Source organism: Yoonia sp. (genome assembly GCF_017854415.1).
Taxonomy (GTDB): domain Bacteria; phylum Pseudomonadota; class Alphaproteobacteria; order Rhodobacterales; family Rhodobacteraceae; genus Yoonia.
Genome location: NZ_JAFMHR010000053.1, coordinates 1 through 18,754 on the forward strand (window position 1 = coordinate 1; position 18,754 = coordinate 18,754).

The 18,754-nt window shown below is 56.4% G+C and carries 19 protein-coding genes; 11 read left to right on the forward strand and 8 right to left on the reverse strand.

What is annotated here, in order from left to right; genetic code table 11:
- Positions 1–201: 201 nt before the first annotated feature.
- Positions 202–492 carry a hypothetical protein gene (locus tag QZ197_RS07825; protein ID WP_296431334.1) on the forward strand — a complete coding sequence of 97 codons (291 nt, stop codon included), beginning with the start codon at positions 202–204 and terminating at the stop codon, positions 490–492.
- A gap of 6 nt (positions 493–498) precedes the next feature.
- Here QZ197_RS07825 and QZ197_RS07830 read toward each other — a convergent pair whose 3' ends face one another.
- Together QZ197_RS07830 and QZ197_RS07835 are read right to left on the reverse strand one after the other, a co-directional pair.
- Positions 499–1,491, reverse strand: a complete 993-nt coding sequence (locus QZ197_RS07830) for a TIGR01620 family protein (RefSeq protein WP_296431335.1) — start codon at positions 1,489–1,491, stop codon at positions 499–501.
- A complete protein-coding gene (locus QZ197_RS07835; protein ID WP_296431352.1) occupies positions 1,488–2,900 on the reverse strand; it encodes a YcjX family protein in 1,413 nt (470 codons plus the stop codon). Before QZ197_RS07835 ends, QZ197_RS07830 begins: the two co-directional genes overlap by 4 nt.
- A 95-nt stretch (positions 2,901–2,995) precedes the next feature.
- Here QZ197_RS07835 and truA point away from each other — a divergent pair, with 95 nt between their 5' ends.
- Positions 2,996–3,769: a tRNA pseudouridine(38-40) synthase TruA gene (truA, locus tag QZ197_RS07840; protein WP_296431336.1), complete on the forward strand. Its 774-nt coding sequence runs from the start codon at positions 2,996–2,998 to the stop codon at positions 3,767–3,769.
- Here truA and QZ197_RS07845 read toward each other — a convergent pair.
- Both QZ197_RS07845 and QZ197_RS07850 read right to left on the reverse strand, forming a co-directional pair.
- Positions 3,766–4,308, reverse strand: coding sequence for a DUF3726 domain-containing protein (locus tag QZ197_RS07845; RefSeq protein ID WP_296431337.1), 543 nt, complete (start codon positions 4,306–4,308; stop codon positions 3,766–3,768). The genes truA and QZ197_RS07845 overlap by 4 nt on opposite strands.
- Positions 4,284–5,933: a hypothetical protein gene (locus tag QZ197_RS07850; protein ID WP_296431338.1), complete on the reverse strand. Its 1,650-nt coding sequence runs from the start codon at positions 5,931–5,933 to the stop codon at positions 4,284–4,286. Before QZ197_RS07850 ends, QZ197_RS07845 begins: the two co-directional genes overlap by 25 nt.
- Before the next feature lie 100 nt (positions 5,934–6,033).
- Between QZ197_RS07850 and QZ197_RS07855 the strand changes: the two genes are divergently transcribed.
- The 4 genes from QZ197_RS07855 to QZ197_RS07870 are packed head-to-tail and all read left to right on the forward strand — an operon-like array spanning position 6,034 to position 13,365.
- Complete coding sequence (locus QZ197_RS07855; RefSeq protein WP_296431339.1) at positions 6,034–7,854, forward strand: BamA/TamA family outer membrane protein; 1,821 nt, start codon at positions 6,034–6,036, stop codon at positions 7,852–7,854.
- Positions 7,854–12,107 (forward strand): translocation/assembly module TamB domain-containing protein, encoded by a 4,254-nt coding sequence (locus QZ197_RS07860; RefSeq protein WP_296431340.1) that lies wholly within the window; start codon positions 7,854–7,856, stop codon positions 12,105–12,107. Before QZ197_RS07855 ends, QZ197_RS07860 begins: the two co-directional genes overlap by 1 nt.
- Positions 12,107–12,799: a hypothetical protein gene (locus tag QZ197_RS07865; RefSeq protein ID WP_296431341.1), complete on the forward strand. Its 693-nt coding sequence runs from the start codon at positions 12,107–12,109 to the stop codon at positions 12,797–12,799. Before QZ197_RS07860 ends, QZ197_RS07865 begins: the two co-directional genes overlap by 1 nt.
- Positions 12,796–13,365 carry a hemerythrin domain-containing protein gene (locus QZ197_RS07870; RefSeq protein ID WP_296431342.1) on the forward strand — a complete coding sequence of 190 codons (570 nt, stop codon included), beginning with the start codon at positions 12,796–12,798 and terminating at the stop codon, positions 13,363–13,365. Before QZ197_RS07865 ends, QZ197_RS07870 begins: the two co-directional genes overlap by 4 nt.
- Before the next feature lies 1 nt (position 13,366).
- Here QZ197_RS07870 and QZ197_RS07875 read toward each other — a convergent pair whose 3' ends face one another.
- Both QZ197_RS07875 and dapB read right to left on the reverse strand, forming a co-directional pair.
- Positions 13,367–13,729, reverse strand: a complete 363-nt coding sequence (locus QZ197_RS07875) for a dihydrodipicolinate reductase (protein WP_296431343.1) — start codon at positions 13,727–13,729, stop codon at positions 13,367–13,369.
- Between the two features lie 69 nt (positions 13,730–13,798).
- The gene (gene dapB / locus QZ197_RS07880; RefSeq protein WP_296431344.1) at positions 13,799–14,608 is read right to left on the reverse strand and encodes a 4-hydroxy-tetrahydrodipicolinate reductase; all 810 of its coding nucleotides are present in this window, start codon (positions 14,606–14,608) and stop codon (positions 13,799–13,801) included.
- Between the two features lie 98 nt (positions 14,609–14,706).
- On the opposite strand from dapB, the gene rbfA reads away from it, so the two are divergent.
- The gene (gene rbfA, locus QZ197_RS07885; protein ID WP_296431345.1) at positions 14,707–15,102 is read left to right on the forward strand and encodes a 30S ribosome-binding factor RbfA; all 396 of its coding nucleotides are present in this window, start codon (positions 14,707–14,709) and stop codon (positions 15,100–15,102) included.
- Positions 15,102–15,818, forward strand: coding sequence for a phosphodiester glycosidase family protein (locus tag QZ197_RS07890; RefSeq protein WP_296431346.1), 717 nt, complete (start codon positions 15,102–15,104; stop codon positions 15,816–15,818). The genes rbfA and QZ197_RS07890 overlap by 1 nt, the downstream gene beginning before the upstream one ends.
- On the opposite strand, the gene QZ197_RS07895 is transcribed toward QZ197_RS07890, so the two are convergent.
- Positions 15,815–16,219 (reverse strand): NUDIX hydrolase, encoded by a 405-nt coding sequence (locus tag QZ197_RS07895; protein WP_296431347.1) that lies wholly within the window; start codon positions 16,217–16,219, stop codon positions 15,815–15,817. The two genes, QZ197_RS07890 and QZ197_RS07895, sit on opposite strands and share 4 nt — an antisense overlap.
- Positions 16,216–16,854 (reverse strand): SGNH/GDSL hydrolase family protein, encoded by a 639-nt coding sequence (locus QZ197_RS07900; RefSeq protein WP_296431348.1) that lies wholly within the window; start codon positions 16,852–16,854, stop codon positions 16,216–16,218. The genes QZ197_RS07895 and QZ197_RS07900 overlap by 4 nt, the downstream gene beginning before the upstream one ends.
- A 108-nt stretch (positions 16,855–16,962) precedes the next feature.
- Between QZ197_RS07900 and QZ197_RS07905 the strand changes: the two genes are divergently transcribed.
- Genes QZ197_RS07905 through QZ197_RS07915 form a run of 3 tightly spaced genes read left to right on the forward strand, consistent with a single transcriptional unit; the run spans position 16,963 to position 18,721 of the window.
- Positions 16,963–17,877: a co-chaperone YbbN gene (locus tag QZ197_RS07905; RefSeq protein WP_296431349.1), complete on the forward strand. Its 915-nt coding sequence runs from the start codon at positions 16,963–16,965 to the stop codon at positions 17,875–17,877.
- A 26-nt stretch (positions 17,878–17,903) separates the two neighbouring features.
- A complete protein-coding gene (locus QZ197_RS07910) occupies positions 17,904–18,545 on the forward strand; it encodes an LON peptidase substrate-binding domain-containing protein (RefSeq protein WP_296431350.1) in 642 nt (213 codons plus the stop codon).
- Positions 18,542–18,721, forward strand: a complete 180-nt coding sequence (locus QZ197_RS07915) for a Trm112 family protein (protein ID WP_296431351.1) — start codon at positions 18,542–18,544, stop codon at positions 18,719–18,721. Before QZ197_RS07910 ends, QZ197_RS07915 begins: the two co-directional genes overlap by 4 nt.
- Positions 18,722–18,754 lie beyond the last annotated feature (33 nt).

An 18,754-nucleotide genomic window follows, 5' to 3' on the forward strand; every position in this document is an offset into this window, starting at 1 on the left:
CCCGATTACATCTTAGCTGAACCGCAAAGCTGTCCGAATTAATGGGACCACTTCAGTCTGGAAGTGAGGCTGCGCACATAGTCGCTAAGGAGTAATTGCCTAAGTATATGGAAATAAATAAAAAAACTTAGGCAATCAAAGGTTCTTGCTGCCTATTATTAAAATTATCCTAAATATTTCATCAGAATTCGCGATAAGGTCTTGGCATATTCGGTCACGGGACTTAACCTTAAAGATGTATTCAGTTCGGTCGCCTTGGCGACAACGGTCAATGGTCACGAAACCGCGAAAGGATATGCTTTGCTACCACTCACACTCAAAAACTCCCGCTTCAAGGCAGCTAAAAAACGGCCCGAGGCAGACAACAATATCGTTTATATTGCGCAGCATCGTGAAGGTTTGGAAAATCGATTTCCAAAGGTTGACGATATTTTAGACCGGCTTTCTGCTGATACGCGAACAACGCGTTTATGGCGCAACAAAGCCCGCTGAAATCCGCTAGGCAGAACGTCCAAAAAGCCCGCTAAGCGCGCGGCTGACCAATCCGCTGACGCTTGGTTTTTTGACGCTCTGGAATGGCAGTGGGCGGCAGACTTCGATCGCTGCGACGCCGACCCTTGCGGTCAGAGCCCCGTTCACCACGCCTTCGCCAAAGCGGCGCGACACTTTTGATAGTATACCGCCACCTGCGACGGAACTGATCAGATCATCACCAACGGCCACGGCACCTGTAGCAACCAGATGCGTCAGTACGGTGCGCGTTAAACGCCAGCTGCCCAATGTGCCGCTACGCCCCCCGTAAATCTGTGCGATGCGACGGATCATCCGCAAGTTTGCCGTCAATGCTGTGAACAAGTCTGCAAGTGCCAGCGGCACGATTGCTGTGACGGTAGCTACTTGGCGTGCGGCGGCTTCGACCTCGCGTTGGGCGCGTGCATCAAGTGGTGCAAGAAGGGTGGTTTCGGCCAAGCCAAGAAGCCCCTCCGCGTCCAGGATCTCACTTTGCCGTGATTTCAGTTCGGCGCGTCCCCACGCCGTGTCGTCACGTGATCCGTAAAGCTGTTCAAGCTGGCTGATCACTGCGCGCGCAGCGTCGAGTTTGCCTGATGCATGTGCGTCTTTTGCGCTGTGCTGAATGCGGTCGATTTTGCGCAAGCGTCCAAAAGCGGCCAGTTCGCGCAAGCTGATGATCAGCAAAACGCCAATAAGCAGCGCGATCAGACCAGTCGCAATCCCGCCCAAGATGGGCGAGCGGGCCAAAAGTGCGTTCACATAGTCCCAAGCGGCCAGCGAAACCACGAAACTGGTCAGCGCCAATGCCAGCGACCAGAACCACCGCGCTAGCCGCGAGGGGCGGTGTGTAGCGATGGCTGCGACGTGTTGCATAGCCGCCCCTTGAGGATGATCGGACAGGTCTGGCACAGCTGGCGCAATGTCGGGCCTTGCTGCCTTTTCGTCATCCAGATCGAACAGGATTGGTCCACGTGTCATAGGCGGTCCCCCAACAGAAATTGTGCCGCTTTATCTAGCCGAATATGCGGGGGGCCGTCGCCCGGTCTGCGGGACAAAACGGCTGGGGCAAATCGCATGATCCCGTAGTCGGCATCCAACCATTTTTCTGCACCAGCGCGCGCAGTCGATAAAAGCTGCGTTGGATCATCGGGCAATGCGCCGGGATAAAAGGCCGCTTGCTTGCCAGTGTCCAACAGTTGCCCGCGCACCACGTCCAGTTCAATGCCGTCATGCATCATCGTGTCTTCGACAGTGGTGCGCAGTGCCGCGATCGACATGGCACTTGTTTTTGCGCCTGCAAAATCAGCGCGATCTACAGCCTCGCGCAGCAATGCCTTGGTGATGTTGGTCAGTTGCGGATGTTGGCTATGGTGTAGGTGGTCGGCTTTCGTGGCGGCGAACAGGATCTTTTCTACCCTGCGACCGTTGAAGATACGCGCCAGAAAATCATTTCGGCCGGGCCGGAACGCGCCAAGGATTCGCGCCATAGCGCTGCGCAAATCATCCAGTGCGGCGGGGCCTGCATGGATCGCACCCAGCACATCAACCAACACGATCTGGCGGTCGATCTTTGCAAAGTGATCCCGAAAGAACGGCCGTACGATGTTGCGTTTGTAGCTTTCAAAGCGCCGTTCAAATTCGCGGCCCAATGAACCGCGCGGGTATTTACCGTCCGGCAAAGGTGCAAAAGTCAGAACGGGTGATCCCGCCAAATCACCGGGCAACAAGAACCGTCCGGGTGAGCAGTCAGAAAACCCTGCCGCACGCGCATCTTGCAGGTGGGCGGTAAAGAGCGTGGCAAGGTGTTGTGCTGCCGGTTCGTCGAGGTGAACGTCCGGGTCGATATCTGCGACCCGTGTTACATAGGCGTCGCCACCGGGTCTGCCTGCTGCGCGTTCAAGTGCCGCGCGCGACCATTCCGCAAAGTTCTGTTCAAGCAATCCAAGGTCCAGCAGCCATTCACCGGGGTAGTCGACAATATCGATATGAACCGTGCGAGGGCCGGAAAATGTTGAAAGCAGGCCGCGTGGTTGGACCCGCATTGAAACGCGCAGTTCGCTGATCTGGCGGGTGCCATCCGGCCAGCTGGGGGCGGGCGCGGTCAGTTGGGCCAGATAGGCCTCGTAATTGAACCGCGGCAATGTGTCGTTTGGTTGCGGCTGCAAATATGCGGTTTGAATGGCGCCGTTTGCTGCCGCCTCTAGCTGGGGCATGCGTCCGCGATCCATCAGGTTCGCCACAAGCGACGTGATAAAGACGGTTTTGCCAGCGCGCGACAATCCGGTCACGCCCAGCCGGATCACCGGTTCGCTGAACGGGGCTTTTAACGTATCGCTGACGCCACCTGCGGTGCGTGCGATTTGATCAGCGATTGCGGCGATTACCAATTGGATGCCCTTTCTAAGCTTGAAAGCAAGATAGGGATGCATCGCTGCGATGTGTAGGGATTGATTTTGCGTGTTCCTCCCCCTAGTCGGGTGGGATGCCACGTTATGCCCTTCTTATCGAATATCACGGTGCCCCTTTTTCAGGGTGGCAGAAACAGCCTGATCGCCCGTCGGTACAAGGTGCGATCGAGGACGCCTTGGCCAAGGTCGAACCCCACGAACATGCGATTGCGGCGGCAGGTCGCACGGACGCAGGTGTACATGCGACCGGTCAGGTCGCCCATTGTGATATGGACCGCGAATGGGACCCGTTTCGTTTGTCAGAGGCGTTGAACTATCACCTCAAACCGAACCCTGTCGCGATTGTGGGCTGTGCCCGGGTCGCGGATGATTTTCATGCCCGTTTTGGTGCACTTGAACGGCAATATCTGTTTCGCGTGATCGCGCGCCGTCCGCCGCTAACGTTTGAGGCGGGGCAGTATTGGTGCGTAAAGCGCCAGCTTGATCTTGATGCGATGCAAGAGGCCGCGAACCGGTTGGTGGGTCACCATGATTTCACGACGTTCCGGTCAACGATCTGTCAGGCCAAAAGCCCGATGAAAACTCTGGATGAGTTGCGGATCGAGGCGTTCCCACGCGCGTTCGGCACCGAATATCACTTTCATGTCCGCGCACGGTCGTTCTTGCACAATCAGGTCCGTAGCTTTGTGGGCACGTTGGAACGTGTTGGTGCGGGATCATGGACGCCTGATGATGTAAGCAAGGCGTTGGCGGCCAAGGATCGCGCGGCGTGCGGACCGGTTAGCCCGCCTCACGGCTTGTACTTGGCGCATGTACGCTATCCAACGGACCCGTTTGCGCAAGGTTAGTCGTTGTCGTTCAGGCCTGCACCTGCGCCGACTAAACGCGAGGCCTCTGTTTCGGGCACATAGGTTTCGGCGGCATACACCCCCCAAACATCCCAGTCAGCGGCAGGAATTGTGACAGGTCTACAGGCGGGCTGCAGAACGGTGGTATCGCTGCGCTTCAAAACCCGCCCGTCCCATCTGAGCGCCACACCGCTTTCGGCCAGAAACGCACCGACCAATGGGGCATGGTCCAAATCTGCCAGCACAGCGGCGTCATATCCCATCGCAAATGCGTCGCGGATGATTGCCCCGATTAAGGCTGCGGGTCCGGACTTTACTGAAACGGCATCGCTGCTCCAGATCATGTCGACAGTTGTTGCGGGTTCTTGCAGGGCGCGGGTGACGGCGCTGACATTCCCGCCAGTGCCTGCCAAATAGATTGCGATGCGGCCCAAATCTTCGGCTTGACCCAACGGGATGCCCGCACCGCGTGCTGCTTTCTGCACCATGCTGCCAATCTCGTTAAGCGCCAGCATCAGATTGGCGCGACTGGCAGCCACCAGTCATCCGCGTTGTCGAGTTCATCAAACAAAGGCGCACCTTGGGCCAAAGTGATCCTTGTCCATCGGTCGGATTTGGGATCGAATTTGGCCGCCCCAAAGTATGCCAATTTGCAGCGCAAAAGGTCTATTGGAAGGCAATCATGGCTGATCAGATTGTCTCTGATTTCCGCATAGGCATGCCGCCCTAGTGTCTGGACGCGTCGTGCAGCTGCGCGGTGTGCGGGGTGATCAACAAGGAAACGCCCGACCGGAATGTCGGTGTCAGGAATATCTTGCGCCAAAGCTTTGACCTGCCGCGCAATATCCAGTGGGGATTCGCGATCTGCCCCATCTTCGATGTGCCGACTGCCCAGCCTTGGCTCAAGCTTTTCTTCGGAAACATACCAAAATTGCGCGCATGCGCGGGCATCATTATAGTCAATCGAACAGGCCCAATTCCAGTCTTGATCAATCAGCGATTTGAGCTCGCTGCAGGGAATTGACGGGTCTAACGTGGGGCTAAACGGCGTCGCCATACAGGTTGTCAGGCCATCGATCAGGTCGCCGAAGGGTTCCAGCATCAAAGCGGCGATGAGTTCTTGGCTGTCGATTGAGAACTGTGCGCTTTGATTCAGGATGGTGTGGATGGGCTGCGGACCCATCAGCGCATCCGGGGTCAAGGTTGCTGCGAACTGCGGCCACTCGCGTCGCATTGTTTCAATCCGGTCAGCGGCAATTGGGTCAGGTACGTTCCATTCCGCCAAATGCTGCGCCGCGCGTGTGACCAATTCGTAAATCCGGCTGATCTGTTCGCCGTCCAAGCTGGGAACGGCGCGCACACGCGCAAGCGCCGTTTCGCGCACTTGCATCCATGCATCCAGCAACATCGGGTGGTTCACCAAGAACGGGGCCATGCCCAAACCGGTTGAATTGCCGATGCCCAAATGCCGTTTGGCTTCGCGTGATAGTTTTGCGCCGCCGACGTGTTCAGCCAGATCGTGCGTGAACCCTCGGATCAGCCAGACAGTCAGCATTTCAGCCATAAAGGGGCCGCCCATACCGGGTCTATCGGCGATATGTCCGCGATCGGCGATGCCGAATTTACCGTTTCCGTAGACGGCTGTTGTACGCATAAGATAACCGGTTTCACGGATCTTGACGGGATCAGGTTGGCGGCCCGCACAGAGTGCTTCAGTGACGTGATCAAACAGGCGCACGGATTTGTTGGCGCGGCTTAAGACCAGATCGCGGGCCGTAAAACGCGCCGCCTCTTGCAAAGGCGCACTGGCGACAATGCGGGCAATTTCATCGGCGGTAGGGATGCCGTCGTAAAGCACATAGGCTGTGTCCCATGCCGTCGCGATCACGCGGTCTGTGCGCAGTTCGGGCGGTAAATCGGTGGAAACCGCCACCAAAGTATAATCGTGTCCGCCAAAATTCAGGGTGTAGGTCGCATGGCCAAATCCATCGGCGTTCATTTCCCAAACGGGGCGCGTGACTTTGACGTCCTCGGCGGCCAAAGCCCGCATTAACGTCCGCAAGAATGACAAACGGGTAGGGAATGATGCACCCATCCGCCGCAACCGCATCACGGTTGCAGGGGGGCGGAGTGGCATTTGTTCAGGCGTGACAATGTCTTTCATCACACTATCCTAGACATAATCAGGTAGCGAAAATAGCTAGAAAATGCTGATTGCGGCAATGTGAATGGTCATTCTATGGTTGGGTGGGTAAAAAGATTAAATGAGTGAAAAAGTCATCAATTGCCTTTGTAAAATAGCGAAATTGCCCGGTAAATGCATGCAGCTTGCCGCGATCCTTGCGTTTGCAGGGTCAGGTGCGGCGGCACAGGACGTGCGGCTTGTCTCTGACGCGGCGCGTGGTGTGTTGTCTGAGGCGTCTTTGTTGCGCGCTCTTGATGAAACTGCCGCCCCACAAGATTATATAGCTGCCGCGCGTGCAGACTATCGCCGTTTGCTGACTGCGCTTTACGCCGAAGGATACTATGGCGGACAGATATCGATTACAGTGGACGGGATTGAGGCCGCGAATATTGCACCTCTGGCTGCTCCCAGCGCGATTAACGAGGTCGTGATTACAGTGACGCCCGGCCCGCGTTTTAAGTTCGGTGAAGTTAGAATCGCGCCATTGCCTCCACAAACCACGATTGCAGAAGACCTTGGGCCACGTCGAAATGCAGAATCCGGCAACATTCGCGGGGCCGTTAGTGCCGCGGTCCTAAGTTGGCGGGAACTTGGCTATGCCAAGGCAGAAGTCGCCGATCAGTCGATTATTGCGCGCCATGCGGATGCGAAATTGGATGTTGATGTCGCCTTGGATATCGGCCCGCGACTGACGTTTGGCGAACTGCAGGTTTCTGGCCCACGTATCGTGACGCAAGAACGCGTGCGCGAGATTGCGGGTTTGCCTGTAGGCGAAGTTTATTCGCCTGCTGCCATCGCAACCGCTGAACGCAGATTGCGCCGTACCGGCACTTTTGAAAGCGTCTCGTTGACCGAAAGCGAAGCGATCGGTCCCAACGATACATTGGACATCACTGCGCAATTGTCTGATGCAAAACTGCGTCGTCTTGGATTCGGGGTGGAGCTGTCGAGCATCGAAGGGCTGACCCTGTCGACATTCTGGCTGCACCGGAATTTCCTACGCGGAGCTGAACGATTTCGCACGGACATCGAAGTTTCTGGCATTTCAGGCGAAACGGGCGGCGTGGATTATAGCATCGGGGCGAACCTGACCCGTCCGGCGACATTTGGGCCAGACACGGAGTATTTCATCTCTGGTCAAATTTCGCGCGAAGATGAGCCGGAATTCCTGCTGGACAAAATCGCGCTTGAGACTGGTTTTTCCCGCACCCTGGGTGACGACCTCACTGTTCGTGCTGGTGTTGGCCTGCTGCGCGCCCGCGAAGTTACCGATTTGGAAGAGCGCGCCTATACGCTTTTGACTTTGCCGTTGGATGCCACTTTGGATCGCCGTGATGTGCCGACGAATGCCCGCAACGGTTATTTCCTCGATATAAATACAACGCCGTTTATCAGCATTGACGGTGATATCGCGGGTGCACGCCTTTTCGGTGATGCACGTGGGTTCTTGACCGTGGGCGAGGCTGAAAAACTGACCTTTGCCGCGCGTGGCCAAGTGGGCAGCGTGATGGGCGCTTCGGTGACCCAAGCGCCCGCAGACTTCCTGTTCTATTCCGGTGGCGGCGGCACAGTGCGGGGCCAACCGTATCAGTCATTAGGTCTTGATACCGTGCAAGGCATGGAAACTGTGACGACGGGTGGAACGTCGTTTGTCGGTGCGCAGCTAGAGGCGCGATATCTGATCCGCGAAAGCCTTTCGTTGGTTGGGTTTTATGACATCGGCCATATCGGTGGCACTGCCAAACCCGGTGAAGAGGGCGATTGGCATGCAGGCGCAGGTATCGGTGTGCGCTATGAAACCGGGATCGGGCCGATCAGGCTTGATCTAGGTACGCAAGCCAGCGGCGATGACGCGGGTTCTGCGTTGCAGGTTTATATTGGAATTGGGCAAGCGTTTTGATGCGGTTTTTAATCATATGCATCTTGGTATTTGCACCACACGTGGTGGCGGCGCAAACCCAAGAAGACGAAGACAAAGGTTATCTGACCAATTTAATCGAAGAGAACCTGTCAGGCGCCAGTCGTGACGTGAATATCGTAGGTTTTGCTGGCGCGCTAAGTTCGCAAGCGACGATCGAGCAACTGACAATCGCTGATGCGGACGGCGTATGGCTGACGCTTGAAGATATCGTGTTAAGCTGGAATCGCCGAGCGCTTTTGCGCGGTGCAATTGATGTGCAAGAATTGAGTGCCGCGCGGATCATCGTCGATCGTGCTCCGTTGTCCGAAGACACCGGTCCCGCGCCAGAGGCACAGCCGTTTTCCCTGCCAGAGCTGCCGGTCAGCATTTCGTTGGATCAGCTTGATATCGCGCGGATTGAACTGGGTGCATCGTTTTTGGGCGAGCCGATTGTCGTGTCCCTGACGGGTGATGCGCAGCTTGGTGATGGCGAAGGGGCCGCAAATATTGTGGCGACCCGCCTTGGCGACAAGACCGGATTGTTTGAGATTAATGGTAGCTACGTCAATGCAACTCGCGTGCTTGATCTGCTGCTTAAGCTAGAAGAAGGCCCTGATGGGATCGCAGCAAGGTTGCTTGATCTGCCCGGCCGTCCTGCTGTTGCGTTGGAAATCGCAGGGGCGGCACCCTTGGATGATTATGCGGCGACTTTGGCGATTGCGACTGATGGGCAAGACCGCCTTAGCGGGACGTTTGCATTAGCGGCGGTTGAGGACACACAAAGAATAACGCTTGATATTGCTGGCGACATTTCGCCCTTGTTTGCACCAGACTACCAAAGCTTTTTTGGCAATGATGCAAGCCTAAGTGCCGAAGTCATTCGATCGGATGATGGCCGGATTGAAGTGCCTAACTTGGCGCTGGATGCGGGTCGTGTGGCTTTGGATGGCCGTTTGACCCTTGATAACCAAGGTTGGCCAGAGCTGATCGACCTGCGCGGTGGCATCACGCCATTGGGTCAAGAGCCAGTGCTGTTGCCTTTGTCAGGCCCGAAGACTTTTGTTGACGGCATGGACCTTGTCGTGGGTTTTGATGCGGCAGTTGGTGACGATTGGAACGCTGACATTGCCATTCAGGGCTTCACCCGTCCGGGGCTCAAGATTGATGCGTTGACCTTGGAAGGTGGCGGACTGCTGCAAGCTGGTGCTGGTACGCAAACCGGGGCGTTGACAGCCCGTCTGCAATATGCGGCCTCTGGTTTGCAACTGGACGATGCCGGCGCTGCGCGCGCCTTTGGTGATACGGTCGGCGGAGAGCTAGTCGCGTCGCGGATTGAGAATGGCGTGACCAATATTTCACAATTGACCCTGACGGGTGCGGGCCTTGATGCGCGCATCGAAGGCACGATTGCTGGACCCGATGCTGGCTTTGAAGTTGCCGCAGTTCTTGATGCGCAGATCGTTGGTTTGGGGCGGTTTTCGACCTTGATCGGGCAGGACATTGATGGCGGTGCAAAGGTCAACGTTATCGCCCAAGCGACGCCACTTGATGGTTTGTTTGATATCAACCTGTCCGGTGAAACCGATGACTTGTCTGTCGGTATTCCTGAAGCGGATCGCGTCTTGACAGGGGTTGGAACCATCACGGCGAACGTGGTGCGCGATACGCAAGGGACACGACTGGAAAGCCTGACTGTGCGGACAGACGCCGCGCAAATCACGGCCTCTGCTGATTTAACCAGCGCGGGTGCGGATGCCCGCCTTAGCGCCCGATTGGTTGATGTAGGGTTGGTGCTGGACGGAATTTCAGGCCCTGCAACCATCACGGGCGATGTATCCCAGCGCGAAAACGGTGCGATTGATTTTACGTTGCAAGGGACCGGTCCTGCCACTGAGTTCGCAACAAATGGCACAGTGAGCCCGACCGAAGCTGGCCAGACGGTGAACGCTGAACTATCAACGCAGATCAGCGATCTAACCCGCTACGCAGAAATAGCTGGGCGGCCTTTGTCTGGGTCGGTGACGCTCGCGGCAAGTGGCGTGTTGCTAAGCGACGGATCGCGCTTTGAGGTCACTTTGGACGGCCAAACCCAAGACCTTATGACAGGCATCGACCGCGTTGATCCTTTGCTGGCTGGGGCGGGCATAGTTGCAGGACGCGTTGCGCGGACGGCTGCAGAAGATGTGCAGTTCAGTGATTTGAATATCCGCACGCCTGCATTGTCCTTGGCAGGGGACGCATCGCTGACCCTTGACGGGTCAAATGAGGCTGACATTATGTTCCGTTTGAACGATGCGGCTTTGCTGGATCCCAGCTTATCCGGTCCGATTACCCTTAATCTTCAGGCACAGCCTGCACCTGATTATGCCACTGCCACCCAGTTGCAGATTTTGGGTGCTGGGGCCGACATTGCTCTGGACGCTATTGTCGCGTCTGCGGCGCAAAGCCGTGAAGTGACCGGCGAAGTTTCAGCCAAAGTGGACAGCCTTGCCGCGTTCGCCGATCTAGTTGGACAGCAGATTTCCGGACAGATTGATCTGACTGCTTCGGGCAGCATTCTGCCCGACCTGACCCGCTTTGAAACGCAATTGAACTTGCGCAGTGAGGACTTAGGCATCGGCAATGCGACTGTAGATCCGCTTTTGGCGGGAACCGGTCGAATCAACGCCACGATTGGGCTGCAAGACGGCGTGCTGGGCGTGCGCACGCTCGAGGTTTCCACGCGAGAGGTGTCGATCGTTGGCGCGTTGAACGGTGCTGCTGGTTTTGGGCAAGGCCGGTTTAACGCTAGTTTGCGAAATGTTGGTGTGCTGACCGATCAGATCAGTGGCCCAATTCGCGCGACGGGCTCAGCATCATTGGATGAAGCCGGAAATTGGGGCATCGATGCGACGGGAACGGGGCCGGGCGGTCTTGGGGCCACGATTGTTGGACAAATTGGTCAGGACGGAATTCTGGCAATTGATGTGGATGGCAGCGCGCCCCTAGCGCTTGCCAATGCGGCCCTTGATCCGCGTCGCCTGAGCGGGCTTGCGAATTTTGATCTGAACGTGAATGGCCCACCTGCGCTATCGTCTTTAGGCGGTCAGGTGACGTTCTCAAACGGACGGCTTGCGGCACCAAATTTGGGGCAGGCACTGACCGATATTGGGGGGCAGGTCGCTTTGCGCGATGGCACAGCACAAATCAACTTAACGACCCGCGTCGAAGGCGGCGGTGGGATAACGATTAGCGGCCCCTTGGCGCTAACCGGTACAAACCAGGCAGACATTACCATTTCGTTGAATGACGTGGTCTTGCAGGATCCCGAACTTTACCGCACCGAAGTATCCGGCGCGATCACCTTGAACGGACCTTTGCAGGGCGGCGCACGCATTGCAGGTAGGCTGGAGCTTGGACAGACAGATGTGCAAGTGCCGTCTTCGTCGATCAGTAGTCTTGGCGCACTGCCAGATGTGATCCACGTCAACACACCAGCAGCCGTGCGGCAAACGCTTGGGCGGGCTGGGCTGTTGTCTGACGGAAGTGAACCGTCCAGCGGTGGCGGAAGCGGGCGCGCTTTCCCGTTAGATATCGTCATCAATGCCCCATCGCGGATCTTTATTCGTGGTCGCGGTTTAGACGCGGAATTGGGCGGTAGCCTGACGATCGGCGGAACCTCTGCCGATGTGATCCCTGTTGGGCGCTTTTCGCTGGTACGGGGCCGCATTGATATCTTGCAGCAACGCTTTGAATTGACCGAAGGTGTGGCCAGCCTGCAGGGTGATTTTGCTCCGTTCATTCGCCTTGTTGCGACAACAGAGACCGACAATGGCACCGTCATCAGTATCGTCGTCGAAGGACCAGCTGGCGCGCCAGAGGTCAGCTTTATCTCGGTTCCGGAATTGCCGCAGGACGAAGTTTTGTCGCAGTTGATCTTTGGACGCGATCTGCAAAGCATTAGCCCGTTGCAGGCCGTACAACTTGCGTCGGCGATCAGCACGCTTGCAGGGCGCGGAGGTGGTGCATTGGACCGTTTGCGCGAAAGTATCGGGTTAGATGATTTCGACGTTACAACGGATGATGAAGGCAACGCGGCGGTACGTGCAGGCAAATACCTGTCCGATAACGTCTATACGGATGTCACGATTACCAGCCAAGGCGATACCGAGATCAACCTGAACCTTGATGTGACTGACACTGTCACTGCGAAAGGTAGCGTGAACCAAGACGGTGAAACTGGCGTGGGTTTGTTTTACGAACGGGACTATTGATGCTTGATCCACGCGTTTTGAAGGCTGTCCGCAATAGCGTCGATTGGTATGCGATGATGTGGGATATACGGGGATTACGCTATGCACGCGATGCGTTTGGTTTTCGTGCGATTGACCCGCCGCCGCCCTTTCATGGCTGGGTAACTTTGGCGTCGCCGGATGCGCCGATCCCGAACATCGTGGCTCCCTTTGCAGGGCTTGAAGGATTTGGTGTCAAAGACGCATTTGCCATGCATGATCTATCCGGTTTTGGGCTGGCCAAATTGTTCGAGGCCAGTTGGCTTTGGCATTCTCCAGAAGTTCAGGCAGATACGACTGGCTGGGAAAAGATCGCGACGCCAATGGCGCTCGAGGCTTGGGAAAACGCTTGGCGTGATACCTCGCCCAGTGGTCAACGGCAGTTTCTTGATACGATTCTGGAACGCAGCGATGTCGCCATTTGGGGTCGTAAAGCGGATGATGATTATGATGCGGGGGTGATCGGAAACCTTTCGCGGGATTGCGTGGGGCTATCGAACAGCTTTGGCGCAAACGCGCGCCCTGCGGCGACAGCACTTTGCGCTGCATTCGGGCAGGGAAAACCTGTTGTCGGCTACGAGCGCGGTGACGATCTGGCCGAAGCATTAGCCACGGGTTGGCAAGAAACAGGGCCACTTGCCGTTTGGCACAGTCGTCGGAAGGAAAAACCATGAGCAACCTCGCACTAGAGCAACGCAAAAAACTGCCGGACGCTTTGCGCGTGTTGCTAGAGGAATACCCGCGCGATGGATGGGAACTTGACCCCGGTTTTGACGGTTTAGTGAAATTCTGGCTGGACCGTCATTTGATGTTTCGTCGTTTGATGGGCGAGATGGGCAGCGCGACCGAGGCGTTATTGGACAAGAAAATCGCGCCAGAGCGGTACGCAGGCCTGTTGTCCAAGTATGGCGGCATGTTTGTGAATGGTTTGCACGAACATCACACGATCGAAGACACCTACTATTTTCCGAAACTCGCCACCAAAGACCGCCGCATTCAGCGCGGCTTTGATATCTTGGACAAGGATCATCACGCTCTGGATAGCTTCTTGTCGGATTTTGTTGGCGGCGCAAACGGCGTTATTCACAGCAGCGACAATGCTGCCAAGCTGCATGAAGGCGCAGGCAAGTTCCAAAAGGAATTACGCAAGCTGGAACGCCTGCTGGATCGTCATTTAGTGGATGAGGAAGAACTGGTCGTGCCAGTCATATTGCGGTTCGGATCGTCCGGACTTGGTTAACTTACTGCAGGCGGAATGACGCAGAATCGCCTGTACCTTGATCAACGGTAAAGCGGATGCGGTCATCGCCGCGTGCTTCGACCAGTTGGCAGTTATAGGCGATGGGGTCGCCGCCCCATGACATTTCGCGGCAGAAATAACCGTCCCGCCAAGACCATGTGCCGACGATGTCCCAACCAATGGCAGAGCCCGCAATGGTGCCCTCTTCAGATACGTTCAGGCGAATACCGTAAAAGAAGTTACGCAGTTCCTTGCCTTGGGTGAGAGACACAAAAGTACTTTCATCCTTAACTGGCGCGTAGCCGTCCGCCAGCGCAGGCGCGGCAGTCATTGCGACGATCAGGGCTAGGGCAACGTACTTCATTGGGGCACCTCGGTTAACGTTCAACGTCCTTTGTACGTGCCCTCATGCGCTGTGGATCAGTTTGGAGCGTTACAGACCTAAAACGTCTAGCATATCATATTCACCCGGTGCTTTGTCTTGACCCCAAAGGGCGGCCTTTAGCGCGCCGCGCGCAAAAACCGCGCGGTCTGTCGCAAGGTGGCGCAGCACGATCCGTTCGCCTGCGGCTGCAAACATGACGTCATGTTCGCCGACGATATCGCCGCCGCGAATGGCGCTAAACCCGATGTCACCGCGTTTGCGCGCACCTGTGATCCCATCACGCCCACTGTCGCTGACGTCAGCCAGAGACACGCCACGGCCTTCAGCTGCTGCTTCGCCCAACATCAAGGCTGTGCCGGACGGTGCATCAACTTTTTTGTTATGATGCGCCTCGATCACTTCGATGTCGAAATCTTCGTCCAAGGCGGCGGCGACTTTTTTGGTCAGTTGCACCAAAAGGTTCACGCCCAAGGACATGTTGCCTGCACGCACGATCGGCGCATGACGGGCGGCGGCATTAATCGCTTTCAGATCATCCTCGGATAGGCCGGTTGTGCCGATCACATGTACGGCGCGGGCTTGTGCGGCCAACCCCGCAAAGGCAACCGTGGCCGCAGGTGCCGTGAAATCAATGACGGCTTGGGCTTTTGCGAAAACCGCGACTGCATCGTCGGTGACTGTGACGCCAACGGGTTGCCCACCCATTGCAGTGCCGATGTCTTGGCCGACCCAGTCATGTCCGGTCCGCTCAAGCACCCCCACAAGGCGGCATTTATCCGATGCCATCACCGATTGAACGAGCATTTGCCCCATTCGGCCTGATGCGCCGGTAATCACGATGCCTGGTGTGTCTGTCATTGGTCCGTTCCTTTATCCTGACCCCCGTCTTAGCGGTGGATCGCGCGTGACGCAAAGCCTTGCTTGGCAATAGGGTAATCTGCGATTACATGACGGTCATGGCTAAGAATTCAAACAGAGACGGCAAAGCCCCCACACAGCGTATGCTGCGCGTGGGCGAAATGATCCGTCGCACCCTTTCAGAAGTGCTTCAGCGTGGCGATGTCCATGACGAAGAACTAGAGCGTATGTCGATCACAGTGGGCGAGGTGCGGATGTCACCAGATCTCAGCATCGCTACGGCGTTTATTCTACCGCTTGGTGGCGATGGCAAAGAAGAGGCGTTGTCTGCTTTGCGCCGCAACCGTTATGAAATCCGGCATTTGGTCGTCAAAGGTGGCACGATGAAGTTTGCGCCCGAATTGCGGTTCGAAATTGACGGCACCTTTGATCAGATGGACGCCACGCGTGCGTTGCTTGCAGAAGGGCACGTGCGTCAGGATATCGACGACTGATGCGCGGGCTGATTGCCCTATTGTTAGTATGGGCGGCGCCTGCCGCTGCGGTGACCTGCGAAGATATTGAATACGGGGGCAACAGCTATACGCTTTGCACCGTTGATTCCGCGTCCGAGAATTTGCGCCTGTTTTACAAAGACGCCGATGATGCGGTGATTGGCAGTTTTAGTGCAATCGCAGCGCTGCCTGATGTGACCCAGCTTGATTTTGCGATGAACGCGGGCATGTATCACGATGATCGCCGTCCTGTGGGGCATTATGTCGAGAATGGCGTCGAAGTGATGCGCGTTATCCCGAACGCAGGTCCCGGCAACTTCGGCTTGCTACCTAACGGTGTGTTTTGCATCAATGATGGGAACGCGCAGGTCTATGAGACATTGCAATATCTGGATAAAGCGCCTGTTTGCCGCGATGCCTCTCAATCGGGTCCAATGCTGGTGATTGATGGTGCGCTGCATCCACGGTTCTTAATCGACAGCACCTCGCGCTTTATTCGCAATGGCGTGGGTACGTCTGCTGATGGTGGCACCGTAGTCTTTGCGATTTCAAACAACAGCGTGACGTTTCACGAGTTTGGTAGCTTGTTTCGCGACTATCTTAGGTTGCCGAATGCGCTTTATTTCGATGGTAAGGTTTCGCGGCTGTATTCGCGCGAATTGGGCCGTAGCGACTTTGGATTTCAATTGGGTCCGATGGTGGCTGTGACCAACTAGATGTCCAACAGGTCAATGATCGTTTGCAGGTTCGGGCTTTGGCGCAAGTTTTGCACTTCGTTGGGGTGGAACCAACCAGCATCACTGACATCATCGGCGGCTTGCGGCTCCCCGCTTTCATAGCGGCAAGCGACTGCTGCCAGTAAATAGTGGAATTGTACCGTACCCGCAGCATCGCGTGTGATTGCGTCGATATTCGTCAGGTATGATAGTGGCGTGCCGACGATACTGGTTTCTTCCGCAAGTTCGCGTGCGGCGGCGTCCATTGCGGTCTCGCCCAGTTCCACATGCCCGCCCGGAAAACCCCACGTATTCGCGTTGGGTTCATTGCGGCGTTTGACTAACAAGATGCGCCCTTCATGATGCATGACGGCAATAGCGCCTAGTTTTGGGCGGCTCATAGTTGAATGACTTTTTGTGCGACGGCGGCGCCAAGGATCGCGTGATCGTCCGCAGAGAAATGTATCCCGTCGATGGGGCTGGACCCGATTATCGCGCCTGCATCCAGAAAAGCGATCCCCCAATGTGCGGCGAGTGCTGCGATCATCGGGGCGAAGGCTTGCGATTTTTCAGCCGCGCCCATCGCAGTATCGCGGTAAGTGCCTTGTTCCAAAATCGGTGGCGGCGCGATCAGCAGAATGTCAAAGCCGCCATGCCGCGTCTGGTAAGGTTCCGATCGCGCAATAGCGAGAAGGGAGGCAAGTCCGCCAACAATCTGTTCGGCACTGCGCGCGTGGTGGGTCTGCGCGTCGTTCGTGCCAAGCATGATCGTCAATACATCAATAGGTCCGTTGCTCTCCAATGCGATGCGCAGCCCCAATTGCCCATCCATATGCACGCCCATAATTGGGTCCGCCAAACAAGTTGTGCGCCCGGGCAGGCTTTGTTCAAGCACCGTCCAACCCGAACCAAGTGCGTTCGCTAATACGCCCGGCCAACGCAAGTCAGGGTCAAAGCGCCGATTTTCCCCGCGCGCATGTGCAGGCGGCGTCCCGTAGGTGTTGCTATCGCCGAATGTGAGAACTGTTTTTACCATGCGCTCAGGCTATGTGCAGGTCCCGCAATGGTAAAGCACGTTTGACCCCTTGGCCTTCGCGACCAGAGCGCACATATAAGGGGCAACATCAGTTGAAGGAGACGACCCATGCTCGAATTGGACGGAACACCAAAGGCCCCCGCCGCTGACCTGATCAAAGACGCGACCGACGCGAGCTTTGTGGTGGATGTCATTGAGGCTTCTCAGACCGTTCCCGTGATCGTCGATTTCTGGGCGCCTTGGTGCGGTCCATGCAAAACGCTTGGACCTGCAATTGAGGCGGCAGTGACAAAGGCTGGTGGCCGCGTGAAGCTGGTTAAGATCGACGTGGACGCAAACCAAGCCTATGCTGGCCAGTTGCAGGTTCAATCGATCCCGACTGTCTATGCGTTTTTCCAAGGCAAACCTGTTGATGGTTTCCAAGGCGCGCTGCCCGGGTCAGAGATTGACGCATTCGTCGAAAAGATCGCAGCCCTTGCTGGCGAGCCGGAAGATGATGGTCTAACAGCCGCAATCGAGGCCGCAGAGCAGATGTTGCAAGATGGCGAAGCAACCGACGCCGCCGAAACATTCGCCGCGATTTTGCAAGAAGATCCAGCCAATGCGCCTGCCTATGCAGGTTTGGTCCGGTCCTATCTGGCGCTGGACGATGTCGATCAGGCCGAAGCAGTTCTGAACGGCGCACCAGCCGAGATTTCCACCGATCCTTTGTTGGAAGCGGTTCATGCGCAAATCACACTGGCGCGTGAGGCAGCGAATGCAGGTCCTGTGGCTGAATTGCAGGCGGCGGTTGATGCTGCCCCCGACGATCATCAGGCGCGCTTTGATCTCGCGGTGGCCCTGCATGCAAATGGCGAAGTCGAAGAGGCGGTGGGCCAATTGCTAGAGCTGTTCCGCCGTGATCGGGAATGGAATGAGGGTGCCGCAAAGGCGCAGTTGTTCAAGATTTTCGACGCGCGCGAAGCAAAAGACCCGATTGTGCTGAACGGGCGACGTAAACTATCATCTTTGATATTTGCCTGATGCAATCTTCGGACTACTTATAGGTCATGATTTCAAAGACTGACCTGCCTGACACAATCCCCGTGTTCCCACTGCCCGGCGCGCTGCTTTTGCCGCGTTCGCGCTTGCCGTTGCATCTGTTCGAGCCGCGCTTTCTGGCGATGCTGGATGATGTGCTGAAAACGTCCTCGCGGTTGATCGGAATGGTCCAGCCCTATGAGGCCGCTGATGGTGGCAACAGGCTGCATGCGATTGGGTGTGCAGGCAAGGTTACCGCGTTTTCCGAAACTGATGACGGCCGCTATATGATCACGCTGGCGGGAGCGTCGCGATTTCGGGTTATCGAAGAGGTTGAGGGTTTTGCGCCCTACCGCCGTTGCAAAGTCGCTTGGCAAGGGTTCGAGCATGATTTGGGACCTGTCGAAAAAGACCCCGGTTTTGATCGCCCCGTGTTTATGGACGCGCTGGGCCGCTATCTGACCGAAGCTGGCCTTTCCACCGATTGGGAAAGTTTAGGCGAAGCAGAAGATGAGTTGCTGATCAATTCACTATCGATGCTGTGCCCGTTCGAGCCTGAGGACAAGCAAGCTTTGCTAGAGGCCCCTTCCTTGACCACCCGCCGTGAAACGTTGATGACTTTGATCGAGTATTCGCTGCGCGGCGGATCAAGTGAAGAGGTCATGCAATGAGCGAAACGCAGTTCGATCCTAAGATGCTAGAGGCGTTGGTTTGTCCGATGACCCAAGACACCCTGAAGTATGATGCGGAAAAGCAAGAGCTGGTCAGCAAGAGTGCGAATGTCGCGTTTCCTATTCGCAATGGCATTCCCGTGATGTTGATGGATGAAGCGCGGGTGTTGGATTAGATTTTTTGTGCAGGGCAAAGGTCTGCTAGGCGG

Bases quoted from the DNA above. Each gene is read 5' to 3' on its own strand.
- QZ197_RS07830 (WP_296431335.1), bottom strand. From the start codon at position 1,491: ATGACACGTGGACCAATCCTGTTCGATCTGGATGACGAAAAGGCAGCA.
- truA (WP_296431336.1), top strand. From the start codon at position 2,996: ATGCCACGTTATGCCCTTCTTATCGAATATCACGGTGCCCCTTTTTCA.
- QZ197_RS07850 (WP_296431338.1), bottom strand. From the start codon at position 5,933: ATGAAAGACATTGTCACGCCTGAACAAATGCCACTCCGCCCCCCTGCA.
- QZ197_RS07855 (WP_296431339.1), top strand. From the start codon at position 6,034: ATGAGTGAAAAAGTCATCAATTGCCTTTGTAAAATAGCGAAATTGCCC.
- QZ197_RS07860 (WP_296431340.1), top strand. From the start codon at position 7,854: ATGCGGTTTTTAATCATATGCATCTTGGTATTTGCACCACACGTGGTG.
- QZ197_RS07865 (WP_296431341.1), top strand. From the start codon at position 12,107: ATGCTTGATCCACGCGTTTTGAAGGCTGTCCGCAATAGCGTCGATTGG.
- QZ197_RS07870 (WP_296431342.1), top strand. From the start codon at position 12,796: ATGAGCAACCTCGCACTAGAGCAACGCAAAAAACTGCCGGACGCTTTG.
- QZ197_RS07875 (WP_296431343.1), bottom strand. From the start codon at position 13,729: ATGAAGTACGTTGCCCTAGCCCTGATCGTCGCAATGACTGCCGCGCCT.
- dapB (WP_296431344.1), bottom strand. From the start codon at position 14,608: ATGACAGACACACCAGGCATCGTGATTACCGGCGCATCAGGCCGAATG.
- rbfA (WP_296431345.1), top strand. From the start codon at position 14,707: ATGGCTAAGAATTCAAACAGAGACGGCAAAGCCCCCACACAGCGTATG.
- QZ197_RS07890 (WP_296431346.1), top strand. From the start codon at position 15,102: ATGCGCGGGCTGATTGCCCTATTGTTAGTATGGGCGGCGCCTGCCGCT.
- QZ197_RS07895 (WP_296431347.1), bottom strand. From the start codon at position 16,219: ATGAGCCGCCCAAAACTAGGCGCTATTGCCGTCATGCATCATGAAGGG.
- QZ197_RS07900 (WP_296431348.1), bottom strand. From the start codon at position 16,854: ATGGTAAAAACAGTTCTCACATTCGGCGATAGCAACACCTACGGGACG.
- QZ197_RS07905 (WP_296431349.1), top strand. From the start codon at position 16,963: ATGCTCGAATTGGACGGAACACCAAAGGCCCCCGCCGCTGACCTGATC.
- QZ197_RS07910 (WP_296431350.1), top strand. From the start codon at position 17,904: ATGATTTCAAAGACTGACCTGCCTGACACAATCCCCGTGTTCCCACTG.
- QZ197_RS07915 (WP_296431351.1), top strand. From the start codon at position 18,542: ATGAGCGAAACGCAGTTCGATCCTAAGATGCTAGAGGCGTTGGTTTGT.